Genomic DNA, 17,448 nt, shown 5'->3' with positions numbered 1-17,448 from the left:
AGTTGAACCGGTGGTTCCCGGTTTATTCCGTTTTCCCGGGCTCGGGGCGGCTTTCTGCGATGAGCTGTTTGGCCTGCGCCTCGTTGGAGACGTGCACATATACTTCGTCCATTCCCGGAAGCATGGTCACGAAAGATGAATCCTGCCGGGGGACGATCACGGCTTCGATCCCGTTTTCGTCGAGCATCCCGCGGATGATCTCGGATTCGTAGGCGATGTTGCTTGCGTACACTTTTACCCAGTCTTTTTCCATAATGTTAGTTTTTTGGTCCCGCCAATGCCGTTTTCCAGTTGTACCCCGCCTGTTTGGCGCGCTGCTGGAGCCTCCAGATGAGGAGCCCCGTGATGACGGCGCTGAAAATGGCGAGATACAAGGGCACCGTTTCGTCGGCGGAAGGGTCTTTGCTGATGAGTTTGTTCTGGTAAAGATAAAACAATACCACCTGCATGCCGTTGTTGAGAAAATGGGCCGCGATGGCCAGCCAGAGGTTCCCCGTTACAAGGAACACCGCGCCGATCGCGAAGCCCAGCACTACACGGGGCAGGAAGGTGAGGAATTGGAAATGAAAGGCGGAAAACAGGATCGCGGTCACGATAACGCCCAGCCAGGCATTCCGCAACAGCTTCTGGATCAAAGGCTGCATACACCCGCGGAAAAATACCTCTTCGGCGATGGCCGGCATTAGCGCCATCAAGAACAGATTCCGGACCAGCGACCAGGAATCATCCATCTGCACGAGGTATTTCGTGAGCTTTTCCTGCATTTTTTCCATATCATGGAACCGTTGGGGGAGGGGAATCGCTTTATTCCATTCGGCCGAAGCCGCCACCAGCTGCAGCGAACAGAGGAGGATCAGCAAGGCCAGGATCAACTGGAGGAAAGGTATATTCCGCTTTAACCCAAGAAACTGCCCCGGCCGGCCCATAGCCCAGGCGAACAGGAATCCGGGAACGAGGAACAACCAGAACGTATAGAAAAATTGCATTATCCGAAAGGCGGATGCGACGGAAGGTATTGCCATAACAGCGGGGTCCTGGGCATGCATTACCGTATAGCCGCCGCTGATAGCCGGGAAGACCATCAGCATCACCACACTGTACCCCAGGTAGCAGACCGACATCAATCCCAATAAAATCGCCAGTTGTCCGAACGGGGACGCCTTCCGTATAAAGTCCATCATACTTTCGCTGTGCTAAATTTGCGTAAATTTACAGGGCATTTATCAGTTTTGTCAGAATAAATTCTAACCGGCAGCAATTATATGGTGAAAATTGGAGATATAGAACTGGGTGAGTTTCCGCTTTTGCTGGCCCCCATGGAAGATGTGAGCGATCCGCCGTTCCGCGCGGTATGCAAGCGCGAGGGGGCAGACCTGATGTATTCCGAATTCATTTCCTCGGAAGGCCTCATCCGCGACGCCATCAAAAGCCGGATGAAGCTGGACATTTTCGATTTCGAGCGCCCTGTCGGCATCCAGATCTTCGGGGGAGACGAAGAGCCCATGGCCATGGCCGCCCAGATCGTGGAAGCCGCCAACCCCGACCTGCTCGACATCAATTTTGGCTGCCCCGTGAAGAAAGTCACCTGTAAAGGCGCCGGCGCCGGCATTCTGAAGGACATTCCCAAGATGGTCCGCCTCACCGAGGCCGTCGTAAAGGCCACCAAGCTCCCCGTTACCGTCAAAACCCGCCTGGGGTGGGACGATGATACCAAAAACATCGAGGAAGTGGCGGAGAGGCTGCAGGATGTGGGCATCAAGGCGCTGACCATCCACGGCCGCACCCGTACGCAGATGTACAAAGGCCATGCAGACTGGACGCTCATCGGCAAAGTCAAGAACAATCCCCGCATTAACATTCCCATCTTCGGCAACGGAGACATCTGCACGCCCGAACAGGCGGTGGCGGCGCGGGAAAAATACGGGGTAGACGGGGTGATGATCGGCCGCGCGGCCATCGGGTACCCCTGGATTTTCAATGAGATCAAGCACTTCATCCGTACGGGCCAGCACCTGCCACCGCCCACGGTTTCCGAGCGGGTAGACGTCTGCAAGGAACACCTCCGCCGGTCGATCCAGTGGAAAGGGGAAGTGGTCGGTATCCTCGAAATGAGACGGCATTACACGAATTACCTGAAAGGTCTGCCGCACATCAAAGAATTCCGTGCACAATTAGTAACTTGCACTACGGCCCCCAAGATCGAGGAGGTCCTGGATGCCGTAGCATATCAGTACAAAGATCATATATTTGAGAGGACGATGGCCCCAATGGCTGGCATAGAAGCAACAGCGAATCATCCGGAGAGAGAACTGAGTTGTGAAGTTCCGGACTGAACCCCAGAAATGAACCATATAAATTGCTTTCACAATGGCCACAATCAAAAACTTGAAAAATGAGGTCTGGAAAGACTTGCAGATCAAAAACAAATCTGCCCTGCGTAAACGCTACGCGGTTTCCAATATGGGAAGAGTGATGAGTTACCAGGAAAGCAAGGAAGACGGGAGGCTGCTCAACGGCTCTACCGTGGAAGGCTATACGGTGCTCAACATCAAGCCGGCCGACACGTACCAGTCGCTCTACCTCCACCGCGAAGTGGCGCGCCTGTTCATCCCCAAAACCAGCCGTTCGCAGAAATACGTCATCCATCTCGATTACGACAAAAAGAACAATAAAGTCTCCAACCTCCGCTGGGCCACCAAGGAGGAAATGGAGCAGCACCAGCAAAACAGCCCGGCGAAGCTCGCTTACAAGGAGCAGCAGCGCCACCGTACCAAAGGCCTGAAGCTGAACATCGCCAAGGTGAAGAGCATCAAGCGCCTGTTGCACAAGCCGGGGCGGAAAACGATGAAGCAGATCGCGGAGCAGTTTTCCATCAGCGAAATGCAGCTGTACCGGATCAAAAGCGGCGAAAACTGGAGCCACGTAACATTGGATTAACGCCTGAGTCATCAGGAATGGTCATATTTTTTGATGTTGTCTGACGAAAGTCTCCGGCTTGCCGGGGGCTTTCTCATTTTTGGCGGGGTTTGCAGGAACGGGGGTTTTACCGTACCTTACTCTTCCAAATCAGTAGACTATGTCAGGCAAGAAAATCGCCATCATCGGCGGCGGCAACCTCGGTTCCGCCATCGCGGAAGGCCTCCTCAAAAGCGGGTTCTCCCAGGCCGGAGAAATCACCGTCACCAAGCGCAACGTCGCAACCCTGGCCGCATTGCGCGAGCAGGGCGTTCATGTGGAATCAGATAACGCCAAAGCCATCCGCGAAGCAGACGTGGTGGTAGTGGCCCTCAAACCATATAACGTTAAGGAAGTCCTCACCGAGCTCCGCGCCAGCTTCGATGCGGATAAACAACTCCTCATCTCCGTGGTGACCGGCGTACTGCTCGACGATCTCGAAAAGATCACGCTGCCCGGCCTCCCCATCTTCCGGGCCATGCCCAACACCGCCATCGCCATCCAGGAGTCCATCACCTGCATCTGCGGCCGCAACGTCACCGAAGAACAGACGGCCTTCGTGAAGGAAATGTTCGACCAGCTGGGCGTTACCGTTTCCATCGACGAAAAGCTCATGGACGCCGCCACCGTGCTCGGCGCCTGCGGCATCGCCTACGCCCTCCGTTTCATCCGCGCCTCCATCCAGGGCGGCATCGAGATCGGGTTCGACGCGGCCACGGCCAACCTCATCGCCGCGCAAACGGTGAAAGGCGCCGCCGAACTGCTCATCAAAGGCAACCGCCACCCGGAAGCCGAGATCGACAAGGTAACAACCCCCAAAGGCTGCACCATCGCGGGCCTCAACGAAATGGAACACCAGGGCTTCAGCTCCTCGCTCATCAAAGGGATCACCAGTTCGTACAACAAGATCATCAAGGGCTAAAACCCCTCACATACTTGCATAAAAAACCAAGGCCGGGATAAGATTATCCCGGCCATTTAGTTAAACCTACAACTGTTACACTGTTTGTAACACTATTATCACTTATGCAAGTATTTTATCAGTTCATCATCGAAGCGGATTGCAGGTCGCGCGCTTCGATCTCCTGTTCCGTAGGCGCAACCATCCGCTGGCGGATGTAACGTTTCTTGGAAATACGTCCCATACCGAACTTCGCCATCGCCTTGTCTACCACATAATAAATGACGGGCACCACGATCAGCGTGAGGAACATCGAGGTGATAAGACCACCGATGATCACCCATGCCAGGCCGTTCTTGGTCGAGGCCACACCACCCGTTGCCAATGCGATCGGCAACATACCGATCACCATCGCGATGGTGGTCATGATGATCGGACGGAGACGGGCGTGGTTGGCGTGGATGAGCGCATCGTACGTGCTCTGGCCTTCTTCCTTCATCTGGTTGGTAAAGTCGACGAGGATGATCGCGTTCTTCGCCACCAGACCGATCAGCATGATCATACCCAGGATGGTAAAGATGTTCAGCGTATTGTTGGTCAACGCCAGCGCCAGCAAGGCACCGATGATGGCCAGCGGGATGGAGAACATCACCACGAAAGGATAGATGTAGTTGTCGTACAGCGCCACCATGATGAGGTACACCATAATAATGGAGATGAGCAGTGCCACACCGAGGGTAGAGAACGAGTCGCCCTGGTTTTCGGCGTCGCCGCCCAGCACAAAGCTTACGCCCATGGGTTTCGGCAGCTCGTTGAGCTTTTTCACGAATTCCTGGGTTACCGTACCTGCGGGCTTGCCCATTACCTGGCTCTGGATAGACACCGAGGTGCTTTTGTCGCGGCGCTCGAGGCGGCTCGGGCCGGAACCTTCGGTGATGGTGGCGAATTGCGCCAGCTTCACCAGCTCGCCTTTGTCGTTCTTGAAATCGATATTGGAAACGTCCTGGATGTTGCGGCGGTTGAAGTCGCCGAAACGGATGTTGATGTCGTATTCATATTCTCCCTGGCGGAATTTCACCTTCGAGTCGTCGGCCGTACCGCTGAACGCGGTCTGCATCGTACCGCCCACGTTTTCGAGCGTGAGGCCGAGTGCCGACATCTTGTCGCGGTCCACCTGCACGTTGATTTCGGGGTTTCCTTCTTCCACAGACAGTTTCACTTCTGTAGCGCCTTCGATCTTCTGCAGCTCTGCCATGCCCGCTTTCGCGAATTTGAACACCGAGTCGAGGTCGGTACCCATCACGATCACGTCGATGGGTGCACGCTCTGCCGTACCCATGATGCTCACGGAGGTGGTTTTCACCTTCACGCCGGGGAGGGCCGCTTTCAGCTCTTTCTTCACGCGGGTGGCGATGAGGTCTGCCGCTTCACGCTGGTGCAGATCTACCAGTTGAACGGTGATTTCCGATTTGTAGGCGGTAGACTGGGAAGTACCGAAACCGTCTTCCGAAGTCTGGCCCACGGTGGTGATCAGCGAAGTCACTTCCGGTTTTTTCTCCAGGAAGGCTTCCGCTTTCAGGGTAGCCTGGTTGGTTTGTTCGAGGGATGCATCTTTTGGCATTTCGAGCATCACGATAAACTGGCCGCGGTCGCCTTTCGGGATGAACTCGCCGCCGATGTACCCCCGGCCCACGAGCTGGAAAGAAGCCAGCAGCAGCACAACGGAACCAACGAGGGTGATCGTTTTGTGTGCCAGTGCCCATTTCAGCATGCCGGTCATCCAACGGGTGAATTTATCCAGCTGTCTTTCAAACCACAGAATGAATTTCTCGAAGAAGTTCTTGCCGGTGAGATGCGTGAGCTTACCGAACCGGGAAGCCAGCAAAGGCACGATGGTGAACGATGTCAGCAGCGACAGCATGGTCGATATCATCACCACCACACAGAATTCGCGGAGGATCTTACTTACCAGTTCGTTGGTCAGCGAGATCGGGAGGAACACCACCACGATCACGAGGGTAATGGAGGTTACGGTGAACCCGATTTCCTTTACCCCGTCGAACGCCGCGCGCACTTTGTTTTTGCCCATCTCCATGTGACGGTAGATGTTTTCGAGCACCACGATGGCGTCGTCCACCAGGATACCTACTACCAGCGAGAGGCCGAGCAAAGACATGAGGTTGAGCGAGAAGCCGAACAATTTCATCCCGATGAACGTGGCGATGAGCGACGCGGGGATGGAGATCATTACGAAAATGGCGTTGCGCAGGCTGTGGAGGAAGAGCATCATCACAGCGGCCACGAGGAGCACGGCGATGATGAGGTCATGGATCACGGAGTCGGCAGACTCGAGGGTGAACACGGAGTTGTCGTTCGCGATCTTGATCTTCAATCCGGCCGCTTCATATTCCTTTTCGATTTTGGCGATGGATTTGTGGATCTCTTCGGAAACGGTCACGGCGTTGGCGTCTGATTGTTTCTGGACCATGAGGGCGATAGACGCGTTGCGGTCTACCCGCGCCAGGCGTTCCGCATCTTTCTGCGCATCCTGCACATCGGCCACGTCGCCCAGGCGCACTTGTGTGCCGGAGGCGGTGGTGGTGAGCACGAGGGCGCGGAGCTGGTCTACGTCTTTATATTTACCGGCCAGGCGAACGAGGATCTGCTGATCGGTGGTTTTAACCTTACCGGTCGGGAAGTCGAGGTTGGCGTTGGTGACGATCTGGCGTACCTGCATGATGGAGAGCTTGTACGCTTCGAGTTTTTTCGGGTCGATGTTGATCTGGATTTCCCTTTCCTGGCCGCCGATCAGGGAGATCTGGGCCACACCGGGCAAGCGGGACAGCATGGGCTGGATGCGCTTGTCGATCAGGTCGAAGAATTTCCGGTCGTCCATTTTCGCCGTGGCGGCGAGGGTCATGATCGGAAGGTCGTCGAGGGAGAATTTGTTGAGGGACGGCGGTTTGGCATCGCCCGGGAGGTCGGCCAGGATGGCGTTCACCTTCCTTTGCGCGTCTTGCAGGCCGATGTCCTCGTCGGCGTCGTTATTCAGTTCCACCGTAACCAGGGAGAGGCTTTCGGAGGATTTGGAGGTCAGTTTCTTGATGTTTTCCATGGAGGCCACGGCGTCTTCAATTTTCTTGGTGACGGTGGATTCCACTTCCGAGGGCGAAGCCCCGGGGTATACGGTGGCGATGGTCACGATGGGCGACGAGAACTTGGGCAGCAGCTCATAGTTGAGCGCCTTGTAGCTCATGAGCCCGAGCAGCGTCAGGATGGTGAATAGCACCACCACCACCGTTGGCCTTTTTATCGATACTTCTGTAATCTTCATTGTGTCGGTTTGTTAAGTCAAGCAAATCGTTACTGTGCCTGCACGGCTACTTTGGCTCCGTTGGTCAGGTTGATCTGGCCGCTGGTGATCACGGTTTCACCGTCCTGCAGGCCTTCACGGATTTCGACTTTATCGCCGAAGATGCGGCCGGCGGTCACTTTGCGCAATTTGGCCACGCCGCCTTCCAGCACATAGATCTGGTTGCTGTTCACACCGCCCACGAATGCGTTGCGGGAGATGAGCATGGTGGGTTCCTGCTTCGGCATTTCGAAGTTGGCGGTCCCGTACATGCCGGCTTTGAGTTGCTTGCCGTTGATATTGGTCACTTCCATTTCTACCGGGTAGCTGAGCGTTTGGTCGCCTTTGGCGGCAATGAAGGTGATTTTTCCGGTATACTGGATCTCGGGGTATACGTTGGTGGTCACGTTCACTTTGTCGCCCAGGTTGAGGTTGACAACCTGCATTTCCGGAACGGTAACGCGGAGTTTGAGGCGGCTTACGTCTACGATGTCGAACATTTTGGTGCCGGCGGAGAGGTAAGTTCCCTTTTCCACGTATTTGGCGTTGATGAACCCGGAGATGGGGGCTTTCACGTACGTATCGTTGACTTTGCGGCTGGCGGCTTCGTAGCGGCTAACGGCAAGGTCGTACTGGAGGCGGGCGTCGTCCATTTGTTTCTGGGTTACGCCGCCGGTCTTGAAAGCGGACTCATACCTGTCTTTATCTACTCTCAGTTGTGCGAGATTGGCTTTTGCGGAAGCCAGGTCGGTACCTACGATCTCATCGTCGACCCGCGCCATGATCTGGCCTTGTTTCACGTAGCTGCCTTCGTCTACGAGCAATTGATTGATGCGGCCGGAGGCTTCAGCGAGGTAGGTCAGTTCCTTGAACGGCTCGAAGTTGCCGTTGGCGGCGAAGTGTTGATCGAAATCCACACGGGTCGCCTTTTCGGTGAGCACGGGAATTTCGCCGGAGTTGCTTTGTTTCACGAATTCCGTCTTGGCGACGTTGGCTGCCTTGTTGGCGTTGAGTTTCCAGACGATGGCCGCGAGGGCTGCTATAGTTAAAGTGCCGTAGATTAAAACTTTCTTCATGGCTTGCATTAGTTTAAGAGTGAGGGCAGGTTACCGTGTGATTTGATGAGGTCGAGCTCTGCGAGTTTGTACTGGAGCAGGGCTTCGTTATAGCTGTTCTGGGCTTCGGCGAGGGAGGTCTCCGAGTTGAGGAGGTCCGTCAGGTTGGCGAGGCCCAGGTTGTAGTTATTTTGGGTGGATGCGTACACCTCGTCGGCGAGGGCTACGTTTTCCTTTTGCGACTTGATGGTACTGAGGCTGTTCAGCAGGCTGAGCCTTGCGTTCTCGAACGCGGTGGTCAGTTCCATTTTGTTGGCATCCAGTTTTTTGGCGATCTGCTCCAGGGTGTAATTGGCCTGGTTCACGCGGCTGCGGCGGGCGAAGCCGTCGAAGATGGGGATCTTCAATGTCAGCCCGATGGAAGCCATGCCGAAATTATTGGCGGTGCCGTTGTTGCCTTTGAACATGTCGAACTTGTCGCTCAGGCTGTTATAGGAATACCGGCCGTTGAAGGAAAGGCTGGGGAAGTATTCGGCGATGTACGCTTTCTTCTGGAATTGTTGCAGCTCTTCGTTTTTCTTCAACAGTTTGTATTCGGTACGGTTAGACAGGTTGAATTCCCCGAAATCCGTCGTCACCGCGGCTTTCTGTTCGATATCGCTCAGGGCGAGGGGAGGGAACTCGAGGTCTTCGGTTACCGGCATGCCCATGGCTTGTTTCAGCTTGTTCTCGTCCACTTTCAGCTGGTTGATCAGCTGGCTTTTCTGGGTCTGGTAGTTCACCAGGCTCACTTTGATGCGGTCGAGATCGATCCTTTTGGCCAGGCCGTTATCGAGCTGGCTTTGGGTGGTTTCGACGAGTTTGGTCATCTTGTCGATATTGCTTTGCACTACGTTGAGTTTTTCCTGTTTTACGAGGAGGCTGTAGTAAAGCGCCGAAACATTATAGATGACAACTTCTTTCGTTTGTTGCGTTTGGAGGGTGTAATATTCTTCACCGGAGCGGGCGGCCTGGAGGCCGGTGAAAACGCTCTGGTTGAACAGTTGCTGGTTCAGTTCAGCGGTGGCCGAAGCGTTCCAGGTGGTACCTACGGGGAGCGCCACCGGTTTGCCGGGCTCGTCGCGGTTGAATTCTCCGGGGAGCACCATCACCTGTTTCTTGATGTTGTCGGTGATGTTGGCGTTACCGGTGATCTGGGGGAGGGCCTGGGCGCGGACTTCCAGGGTTTTCTGCTTGCCGATCTGCTCTTCCAGGCGGCTGACGGCCAGCTGCTGGTTATGATCCAGCGCAAAACGGAGGGCCTCCTGCAGCGACAGCTGTTTCGTTTGTGCGTAAACGTTCGTGGTCCAGGCGGAAGAGAGGAACAGGAACGGTATGATCCATTTTTTCATGCTGTGTATTGTGACGATAGTGTTATGCGGTGATAGCGGAAGGAAGGTATGTTTCCAGCAGCGCCTGTCCTTCCGGGGTGGCGATGCCGTTGATATAATGAACGGTGAGCTGGTACATGACGTCGTGCAGTTCGAACTGCGCGGCGGGGAAATGCATCGGGTTGAAGAGCGAATCCATCTGGAGGAGCCGCAGGTGCACCATGATGTCTGTCCGCAGGTTGTGCCGGTAGAGCCCTTCGCGGATGCCTCTCTCCAGGTTGCCGAGCACGGTGGCCGCCATTTCATCCTGTTTGAAATGCTGCACCCGCTTCCAGGCGGAGGGGTGGTATTTCTCCAGTTCGAAGAGGAGGATGGGGTTGGTGCTCCGCGCCATGTGCTCGGTGTGGTTGATAGACATCACGAGCTCATCGATCGCGTTCTTTCCGGCGTTGTGACATTCGGCGAGCCGGTCGCGGTAGGTGTCGGTCATATAGCCGGTCACTTCGTCGATCAGTTCGTTTTTGTCGGAGAAGTGTTCGTAAACTGTTTTCTTGGAGATACCGCATTCCCGGGCGATGTCTTGCATCGTGATGCTTTTCACCCCGAAAGTTTTGCACAAGCGCAGCGTTGTTTCCAGAATCCTGTCTCGCATCTTACTTTTTTAATGAATTGATGAATATGTCGGCCAGTTGCACCTGCCACTCCCGCACCCTTTCAAATTCCTCGTCACTGATCTCTTCACTTAAATCCTTGCTAACCAGTGACAGGCGCAAGCCGATCATAGCATGCATATACAAGGCGGCGACCTTTGCCGGGTCTGCGCTTACCATTTCTCCACGGTCGACGCCTTTTTCGATGATGTTTGTGATGATACCTATTTCCCGGTCGCGCGCGGCTTCGAAGGCTTTGTTCGCGATGCGCACCAGGTGTTTGTCTTTCAACACTTTAAACAATTCGAGCCGGCAAAACCTGCGGGCGAATTCGTGCCTGGTGGCGATGAGCTCCATGAAGGCCTGGCGGGCGGTTACGGCCTGGTCGGCTTTTTCCTGGAGATCGTGGAAATAGGTTTCCCCGGCTTTTTCGAGCACGGCTACGTGCAGTGCCTGTTTGTCGGGGAAATAGTAATACAGGGATGCTTTGGAGCAATGGAGGTCTTCCGCGATTTCGTTCATGGTCGTTTTGGAGGCGCCATAATACGTGAACCGTTTCAGTGCCGCATCGATGATGCGTTCCCTTGTTTCATCCCTGTTTTCAGTTAACATTAACTTTCTGACTTTTTTAGTTATAAAGTCAAAATTAGAAACTTCTGTTGAATTTAGTAAGCACAGTTGACCATTTAACGCATTTTTAACGATTTGGTGACAGATGGGAGTTTAGGGAGTTTCCTGGGTTTGAGGGGATTGCAAGTGTTTGAGGATGAATTGGACGGAAACCGGTCGAAAATCAATTTAAATTGATAATCAACAACTTAATATATTATTAGCCATTTTACACAAAAGACGCTTTTTAAATTACGCATTAAAACCTTTTGTGTAAAAGTGTAATTAATAGGGTTTTAGGCGATTTGAGGCGATGCATAACGATATGGGGCTGCCTATCAGTTAAAATATTTTACCCGACAAAACGGGCTGATTTTCAATCGGATTTTTCCGGAAGGCGATGGATAATTTATGTGGGCATTCCGGTGGAGCTTTCATTTTCCGGGAAAACCTGTCCATCGCGCTTTCAGTTTTCCGCAATTACGCATTAAAAATATTTGTGTAAAATTATCATTAATAGCGGTTTAAGCTGCATGAATGCCTGTCTAACGTGCAGGGTGGCCATATCAGCGAAAGTTAAAAGTGATTGATTTTCATTGATTTGCATGTTACACTAAAGCCGCGCCGGGTTAAAAAGAAACGGCCCCGGTGTGGAGCGCACCGGGGCCGGGTATTGTTACCATTATATATATGGTATGGCTTATTTCAGTTTCTCAAGCGCAGCTTTGAGGGCGCTCAGCATTGCGGGGATCTCTTCCTTCACGCAGGTACCCACGCTCAGGCGATACCAGGGAGAAGTACGGTCGGACCCGAACGCGTAGAACGGAACTACCGCCAGTTTCGCCTCGTCGAGGATGTAGCTGGTAACGGCGCCCTGGTCTTCCAGCACTTTCCCGTCGGCAGTGGTTTTGCCTTTCAGGTCGAGCTTGATGGTCAGGTAAATCGCTGCCTGGGGAGCGATGGCGTCTACGGCGTGGCCGGCTTTCTTCAGCGCGTCGAACCCTTCGTAGATTTTCACGAGGCGTTCTTCCACTTCGCCTTTGAAAAGAGCGAGGTATTTATCGACGTTTTCTTTCTGCACGAGGTACTTGGCCGCGGCTTTCTGTTCTGCCATGGGGCTCCAGGCGCCAACGTGGGAAAGGATGGATTTCATTTTGCTCATCACGTGCTTGGGACCGAGTGCCCAACCCACGCGCACGCCGGTACCGGCGAAAGCTTTGGACATACCGTCGATGAAGATGGTATAATCCTTCATTTCCGGACGGAGGGAAACGGGGTTGTAGTGCTGCGTATCGCCGAAAGTGAGTACCCAGTACATCTGGTCGAACAGTACGTAGAGGGGTTTTTCACCGGCGGAGCGGCTTTTATTTTCTTCCAGTACCATGTCGCAGATCTCTTCCAGTTGTTTTTTGGCGAAGGTGGTGCCGGTCGGGTTCTGGGGAGAGCAGAGGGCGAGGAGGGTAGCGCCTTTGAGGAGGGGCTTCAGTTCGGCCGCGGTAGGCATGAAGTCGTTTTCCACTTTGGTTTCGAGCACCACGTGCTCGCCTTCCAGGAAGTGGGTGTAGTGGTTGTTGTTCCAGGACGGGGTAGCGTAGATCACTTTCTCGCCGCGGTCAACGATGGTGCGGTAAGTTGCGTAGATGATGGGGCGGCCGCCGCAGGAGATCACGATCTCGCTCAGCGGGTCGTAATCGAGACCCTCGCGCTCGCTGATAAACTGGCCTACCGCTTTGCGGAGCTCCAGGATACCGTCTGCCGGAGGATAGTTGGTGTATTTATCCCGGTATGCCTGGCAGATTTCGTTTTCGAACTCCAGGGGGATGGGGAAAACCTTGGGATCGAAATCGCCAATGGTGAAATTATAGATCTTTTCACCCTTAGCCTGCTTTTCCTTGATCTCTCCTGCAAGTTTGATTATTTCGGAACCTATCAGCGTTTCGGCTAAATGAGACAGTTTCATATCCCTTGATTTTGATTTTAATGAAATGATGTTTTTTGCGCCCGCAAAATTAACCGATTTGACAATAATTTAAAAGAACCGGTACATTGTTTTCAATATTTTCAATATACAGGCATTTTCCCGGATATTTATTCAAGAAATGACGATTTAACTGCATTTTTGACAAGCAGCATTCGTCTTTCGCATTTTTGTTTGTTGCCATGCGATGTGGAAAAGCCGAGGGTGGATCATTGGCGAAACTTTCTATCTTTGTTTGCCTTACATTTGCAACAATTATTAAGTAACCTTATGAAGTTTATCGTTTCTTCCTCCACTTTACTGAAACAATTGCAACAGATCAGCGGCGTGATCAACTCCAACACCGTGCTGCCCATTCTCGAAGATTTTCTTTTCCAGATCGAAAAGAATGAGCTGACCGTTGTGGCCACCGACCTGGAAACCGTGATGAAGGTGAAACTGGAGGTAGAGGCCAAGGAAAGCGGCCGCATCTGTATCCCGGCCAAGATCCTCATGGATTCCCTGAAGAACCTGCCCGATCAACCGCTGACCTTCAACATCGATCTCAATTCCTTCGCTGTCGAAATCACTTCCGACAACGGTAAATACAAGGTGATGGGCGAAAACCCGGAGAACTTCCCGAAAGAGCCCGCGGCAGAAGACGCCACCAATTTCACCATGATCTCCTCTGCACTGCTCACGGCCATCAACAAAACGCTGTTCGCCGTTAGCAACGACGATCTCCGCCCACAGATGACCGGCGTGTTCTTCGAGCTCCACCCGGACAATATCACTTTCGTGGCTACGGACGCGCACCGGCTGGTAAAGTACGTTCGGACGGACGTGAAATGCCCGCAGGACGATACTTTCATCGTCCCCAAAAAGCCGCTGAACCTGCTGAAATCCGCTATTCCCGATAACGAAAGCGAGATCCGCATCGCCTACAGCAGCAACCACTTCTTCGTTTCCCACGAGAACGCACAAATGATCTGCCGCCTGATCGACGCGCGTTTCCCCGATTATAAAGTGGTGATCCCGAAAGACAATCCGTACCGCCTCACCCTCGTGAAAAGCGATTTCCAGAACGCCCTGAAGCGGGTGAGCGTGTTCGCCAACAAGAGCACCAACCAGGTGGCGCTGAGCATCAGCGGCTCCGAGCTGCAGCTTTCCGCGCAGGATGTGGACTTCTCTTTCGAAGGTAACGAGCGCATGAGCTGCCAGTACAGCGGCGAGGACATGCAGATCGCTTTCAACGCCAAATTCCTCATCGAAATGCTGCACGCAGCAGAGGGAGACGAAATCACCATCGACCTGAGCGCGCCGACCAAGGCCGGCATCCTCCGCCCGGTAGAAAAAGCCGAAGAGGAAGACCTGCTCATGCTGGTGATGCCCCTGCTGATGAACAACTGATCATCGAACGAATCCGCATAGAAAAAGCCGCCCGTCAAAAGGCGGCTTTTTTATTTCCCATGGAAAACCATTATATATTAAACAATTCCGGCATTCTTCTCCCAAACCCCATTTTCTCTCCACGCTTAATTTTTTCTTGTTATATAAATAAATCTATGAATGAAAACCTTCCTTCAGCCGTAAGAAATATATGGGCTGAAACCCGCCACTATTGGGCAAAATGTCGTAATTTCTAAGTGATAACAACCGTAAGGATTCATAACTGGTCCGCTTACACGACCCGAAACGCTGGTACGAATGATGGAGTTTTTCGAACATATACCATCACACTACCGCACCGCGATGCTGGTAGCTGGGCTGGTGCTCCTCTGGGTGATCGAAGGCGTGATCCCGAGGATGCGGTTCCGGAATAACCGGTTCAAACATGCGGGCACGAACCTGTTTTTCACGCTGACCACGGCGCTGGTAAACCTGGGGTTCGCTTTTTTGATCGTAAGTGTGTCTGACTGGACGGCCAGCAAGCCCTTCGGGCTGTTGTACCTCTTCGGGATGCCGGTTTGGCTGCATTGCCTGCTGGCGGTAATGATGATGGATTTCATCGGGGCCTGGCTGGTGCATTGGGTACAACACAAAACGGCGTGGATGTGGCATTTCCACAAAATCCACCATACAGACACGGCGGTAGATGCCACTACGGCTTTGCGGCATCACCCGGTGGAGAGTGTTTTCAGGGTGGGCGCGCTGCTGTTGGCCATTTTCACGATGGGCGTGCCGATGTGGATGGTGATGTTTTACCAGTCGCTCTCCGCATTCATGAGCCAGTTCAACCACGCCAATATCCATTTGCCGCAGGCGGTGGACAGGGCGCTGAGCTGGGTGATCGTTTCGCCGGACATGCACAAGGTGCATCACAGCCGTTATCAACCGGAGACCGATTCGAATTACGCCAATATATTTTCTATCTGGGACCGCCTATTTGGCACGTTCGTGACCGTGAAAGATACGACCCGTCTTCGTTATGGGTTGGATGAGTACCTGGATGAACGATATCAGCAGATCGGGCCCTTGCTGAAGACACCGTGGGAAGATGTGCCGGTCGCGGACCCGCAACATCAACAGACAGGATTGCACCAATAGCCAATTTTTTGATCACTTATAATTCGTACACAATGCACCACCCAACAAGTCTGCCCAAGATTGCAGGTTTTGCATCCATTTTCATCGGCGTAGTTGCCGCTGCGTTCGCTTTCATCACTAAATCGCCCGAAGCATCGGTTTACATGGGCTCGGCGGGAGTTGCGCTTTGCGTGGTTTCGGCCGTTATTGCCCGCAAGAATATTGATGAATTGCAAATGACCGTTGCCGGTTTGTTTTTAGCGATCGTAGCCACTGCGATCGGGATCTGGCAAATGTATAACCTGTAAACAGCGCAAGCTGGACCGCAAGTTCCTCTCTTAGGCGATGGTGAAAACCATACCCGCCTGATGAAGAACCTCCCGAATCCTGAACGGGGAACTTGCGTTACTATCCTGTTGACTCCCTGGCCGAAGCGACCCTTTGTAACCCGAAAGGCCGGTCCTCCTATCCCGATATCCATGAAACAACGCTGATGATGCAGTCGCCACCTGGAAAGGTAGCCGGCGGATGATTTTCTTTCCTTTTACGGGCAAACGGAGCATTTCCGGCGAAATTTTCGCCGGAAGGGGTTGTTCTTTGCTTTTGCGTCCCGTTGCCCTTAATTCCTGCTTTCTTGCTGCCAAACGCGGTCAACTTCCCCTGAAAACCTTTACCATGGCTGATCCATCCAATCCCATCCTGCATTGCGCGGGAAAGACCGGCCTGGGTTTGCTGACCTTTTACCGTTCCGATGCATAAATGGATTTGCGTCACTTCGCCCTAAAACCAGCGGGGAGGATTTCCCGGAAAAATGTTTTTGGCGGAATTTGCAGAAAGCTTGCTGGCGTGGTGTTTCCGGGAATTAAGCTGGTGGTTACCTGCGTTTTTTGGAACCGGTGGAGGTTTGGCGTTTGAACGTTTCGATATGGCCTTCTGCGGCGTTTACGGGGTGGACGCGGAGGGCGGTATCGGAGAGTTCCCGGATGAGGAGGGTGTCTGTCTGCAGGAAGATAGTGTCTGCTTTGGAGTATCCGGCGAGGCCGTGGAGGAGGAGGGTGTCGTTATGGATGCTCCAGGATTGGTATTTGAGGGATTCCAGCTGGATGGAGGAGGCTTTGCCTCCTTTTTTGAGTTGAAACCCGAGGAGGAGGGTGTCTACCCCTTCGGCGGGCTGTACCCAGCGGCCGGGGAGAAGAGTGGAATCGACATGAACAGCATCCAATGCCACGGCGGGCTCCAGCGGCCGTTCGATGAAGATGGTGTCGCTTCCGGTAACGGCTACACTGTCTTTATGCGCCTCACCTTCGCCGTTGTTACAAGCGGCGGCGAGGAGGAGGATCGCTGGCAGGAGGATGCGGGTCATACGAATGGTTGTTTAATGTATCCTATCAAAGATAATGCTAAACAGGTGGTTGTGTCCCGATCGCGCGAATAATCCGTGCAGGATTGCCGCCGACCAGAGTGTTCGGGGGTACGTTTTTCGTCACCACCGCTCCTGCGGCTACTACCGAGTTTTCACCGATCGTTACTCCCCCGATGATGATGGCGCCTGCCGCGATCCAGACATTGCTCCCGATCACGATGGGTTTCCCGATGGTGATGGCGCGGCGGGCTGTGGGGTCTACGGGGTGGCCGGTGGTAATAATGCTGACGTTTGGCCCGATCATGACGTCGTCGCCGATATCGAGGCCACCGAGGTCATAAAACGTACAGTTCTGATTGATGAAAACATTGCGGCCTACGCGGATTTCGTTCCCTCCGGCGGTGTAGAAGGGCGGGATGAGGATGAATTTTTCGTCGACCGTCTGCCCGATCAGCTGACTGAACAGTTCGCGGACCTGGTCGGCGTCATTGAACGTTAGCCGGTTGATGGCTGCGGTGAGGGTCATGGCGCGGCGGGTGTTGGCTACCATCGCGGAAGATTCCGGAGTTTGCCGGTGAATGATCTTGACTTCGGCGTTATTTAATGCTTCCATAGGGATAAAGTTAGTGGAATGATGGATGTTGATGCCTTTACCGGAATACTTTAATTATTCCCAATAGTTCGTTCGGTTAAATGATGGACCGTCCCAA

Annotated in this window: 17 protein-coding genes; 6 read left to right on the top strand and 11 right to left on the bottom strand. The window is 53.5% G+C overall.

Annotated elements, in window-relative coordinates; all coding sequences use genetic code 11:
- Window positions 1–22: 22 nt before the first annotated feature.
- Window positions 23–253 (bottom strand): putative signal transducing protein, encoded by a 231-nt coding sequence (locus ACQKLP_RS00925; protein WP_341842173.1) that lies wholly within the window; start codon window positions 251–253, stop codon window positions 23–25.
- 4 nt (window positions 254–257) lie between these two features.
- Window positions 258–1,181, bottom strand: a complete 924-nt coding sequence (locus ACQKLP_RS00920) for a CPBP family intramembrane glutamic endopeptidase (protein WP_427319187.1) — start codon at window positions 1,179–1,181, stop codon at window positions 258–260.
- Window positions 1,182–1,262: 81 nt separating this feature from the next.
- Here ACQKLP_RS00920 and dusB point away from each other — a divergent pair, with 81 nt between their 5' ends.
- The 3 genes from dusB (at window position 1,263) to proC (ending at window position 3,877) form a co-directional block, all read left to right on the top strand.
- Window positions 1,263–2,333: a tRNA dihydrouridine synthase DusB gene (gene dusB / locus ACQKLP_RS00915; RefSeq protein ID WP_427319185.1), complete on the top strand. Its 1,071-nt coding sequence runs from the start codon at window positions 1,263–1,265 to the stop codon at window positions 2,331–2,333.
- A gap of 34 nt (window positions 2,334–2,367) precedes the next feature.
- A complete protein-coding gene (locus ACQKLP_RS00910; protein ID WP_341842170.1) occupies window positions 2,368–2,937 on the top strand; it encodes an HNH endonuclease in 570 nt (189 codons plus the stop codon).
- A 139-nt stretch (window positions 2,938–3,076) separates the two neighbouring features.
- Entirely contained in the window at window positions 3,077–3,877 is an 801-nt protein-coding gene (gene proC / locus ACQKLP_RS00905) for a pyrroline-5-carboxylate reductase (protein ID WP_427319183.1), read from the top strand.
- Between the two features lie 118 nt (window positions 3,878–3,995).
- Here proC and ACQKLP_RS00900 read toward each other — a convergent pair whose 3' ends face one another.
- The 6 genes from ACQKLP_RS00900 to ACQKLP_RS00875 form a co-directional block, all read right to left on the bottom strand.
- Complete coding sequence (locus ACQKLP_RS00900) at window positions 3,996–7,190, bottom strand: efflux RND transporter permease subunit (RefSeq protein ID WP_427319181.1); 3,195 nt, start codon at window positions 7,188–7,190, stop codon at window positions 3,996–3,998.
- 29 nt (window positions 7,191–7,219) lie between these two features.
- Entirely contained in the window at window positions 7,220–8,284 is a 1,065-nt protein-coding gene (locus ACQKLP_RS00895; RefSeq protein WP_427319179.1) for an efflux RND transporter periplasmic adaptor subunit, read from the bottom strand.
- Between the two features lie 8 nt (window positions 8,285–8,292).
- On the bottom strand, window positions 8,293–9,654 hold the full coding sequence (locus tag ACQKLP_RS00890; RefSeq protein WP_427319177.1) for a TolC family protein: 1,362 nt from the start codon (window positions 9,652–9,654) through the stop codon (window positions 8,293–8,295).
- Between the two features lie 22 nt (window positions 9,655–9,676).
- Complete coding sequence (locus ACQKLP_RS00885; RefSeq protein WP_427319175.1) at window positions 9,677–10,285, bottom strand: TetR/AcrR family transcriptional regulator; 609 nt, start codon at window positions 10,283–10,285, stop codon at window positions 9,677–9,679.
- Window position 10,286: 1 nt separating this feature from the next.
- A complete protein-coding gene (locus ACQKLP_RS00880; RefSeq protein WP_427319173.1) occupies window positions 10,287–10,895 on the bottom strand; it encodes a TetR/AcrR family transcriptional regulator in 609 nt (202 codons plus the stop codon).
- A 697-nt stretch (window positions 10,896–11,592) separates the two neighbouring features.
- Window positions 11,593–12,852, bottom strand: coding sequence for a pyridoxal phosphate-dependent aminotransferase (locus ACQKLP_RS00875; RefSeq protein WP_427319171.1), 1,260 nt, complete (start codon window positions 12,850–12,852; stop codon window positions 11,593–11,595).
- Between the two features lie 288 nt (window positions 12,853–13,140).
- On the opposite strand from ACQKLP_RS00875, the gene dnaN reads away from it, so the two are divergent.
- From dnaN to ACQKLP_RS00860, 3 genes are all read left to right on the top strand, one after another.
- Window positions 13,141–14,259: a DNA polymerase III subunit beta gene (dnaN, locus tag ACQKLP_RS00870; RefSeq protein ID WP_126246035.1), complete on the top strand. Its 1,119-nt coding sequence runs from the start codon at window positions 13,141–13,143 to the stop codon at window positions 14,257–14,259.
- Window positions 14,260–14,556: 297 nt separating this feature from the next.
- Window positions 14,557–15,396 (top strand): sterol desaturase family protein, encoded by an 840-nt coding sequence (locus ACQKLP_RS00865; protein WP_427319169.1) that lies wholly within the window; start codon window positions 14,557–14,559, stop codon window positions 15,394–15,396.
- An 8-nt stretch (window positions 15,397–15,404) separates the two neighbouring features.
- On the top strand, window positions 15,405–15,683 hold the full coding sequence (locus tag ACQKLP_RS00860) for a hypothetical protein (protein WP_427319167.1): 279 nt from the start codon (window positions 15,405–15,407) through the stop codon (window positions 15,681–15,683).
- 157 nt (window positions 15,684–15,840) lie between these two features.
- Here ACQKLP_RS00860 and ACQKLP_RS00855 read toward each other — a convergent pair whose 3' ends face one another.
- The 3 genes from ACQKLP_RS00855 to ACQKLP_RS00845 form a co-directional block, all read right to left on the bottom strand.
- Window positions 15,841–16,149 (bottom strand): hypothetical protein, encoded by a 309-nt coding sequence (locus ACQKLP_RS00855; protein ID WP_427319165.1) that lies wholly within the window; start codon window positions 16,147–16,149, stop codon window positions 15,841–15,843.
- Between the two features lie 100 nt (window positions 16,150–16,249).
- Complete coding sequence (locus ACQKLP_RS00850) at window positions 16,250–16,738, bottom strand: lipocalin family protein (protein ID WP_427319163.1); 489 nt, start codon at window positions 16,736–16,738, stop codon at window positions 16,250–16,252.
- A gap of 37 nt (window positions 16,739–16,775) precedes the next feature.
- Window positions 16,776–17,351: a sugar O-acetyltransferase gene (locus ACQKLP_RS00845; RefSeq protein ID WP_427319161.1), complete on the bottom strand. Its 576-nt coding sequence runs from the start codon at window positions 17,349–17,351 to the stop codon at window positions 16,776–16,778.
- Between the last annotated feature and the right edge of the window lie 97 nt (window positions 17,352–17,448).

Source organism: Chitinophaga sp. NPDC101104 (assembly GCF_050277495.1).
GTDB lineage: Bacteria > Bacteroidota > Bacteroidia > Chitinophagales > Chitinophagaceae > Chitinophaga.
Note: the sequence above shows the minus strand (reverse complement) of the source record. Positions and strands in the feature narration are given on the sequence as shown.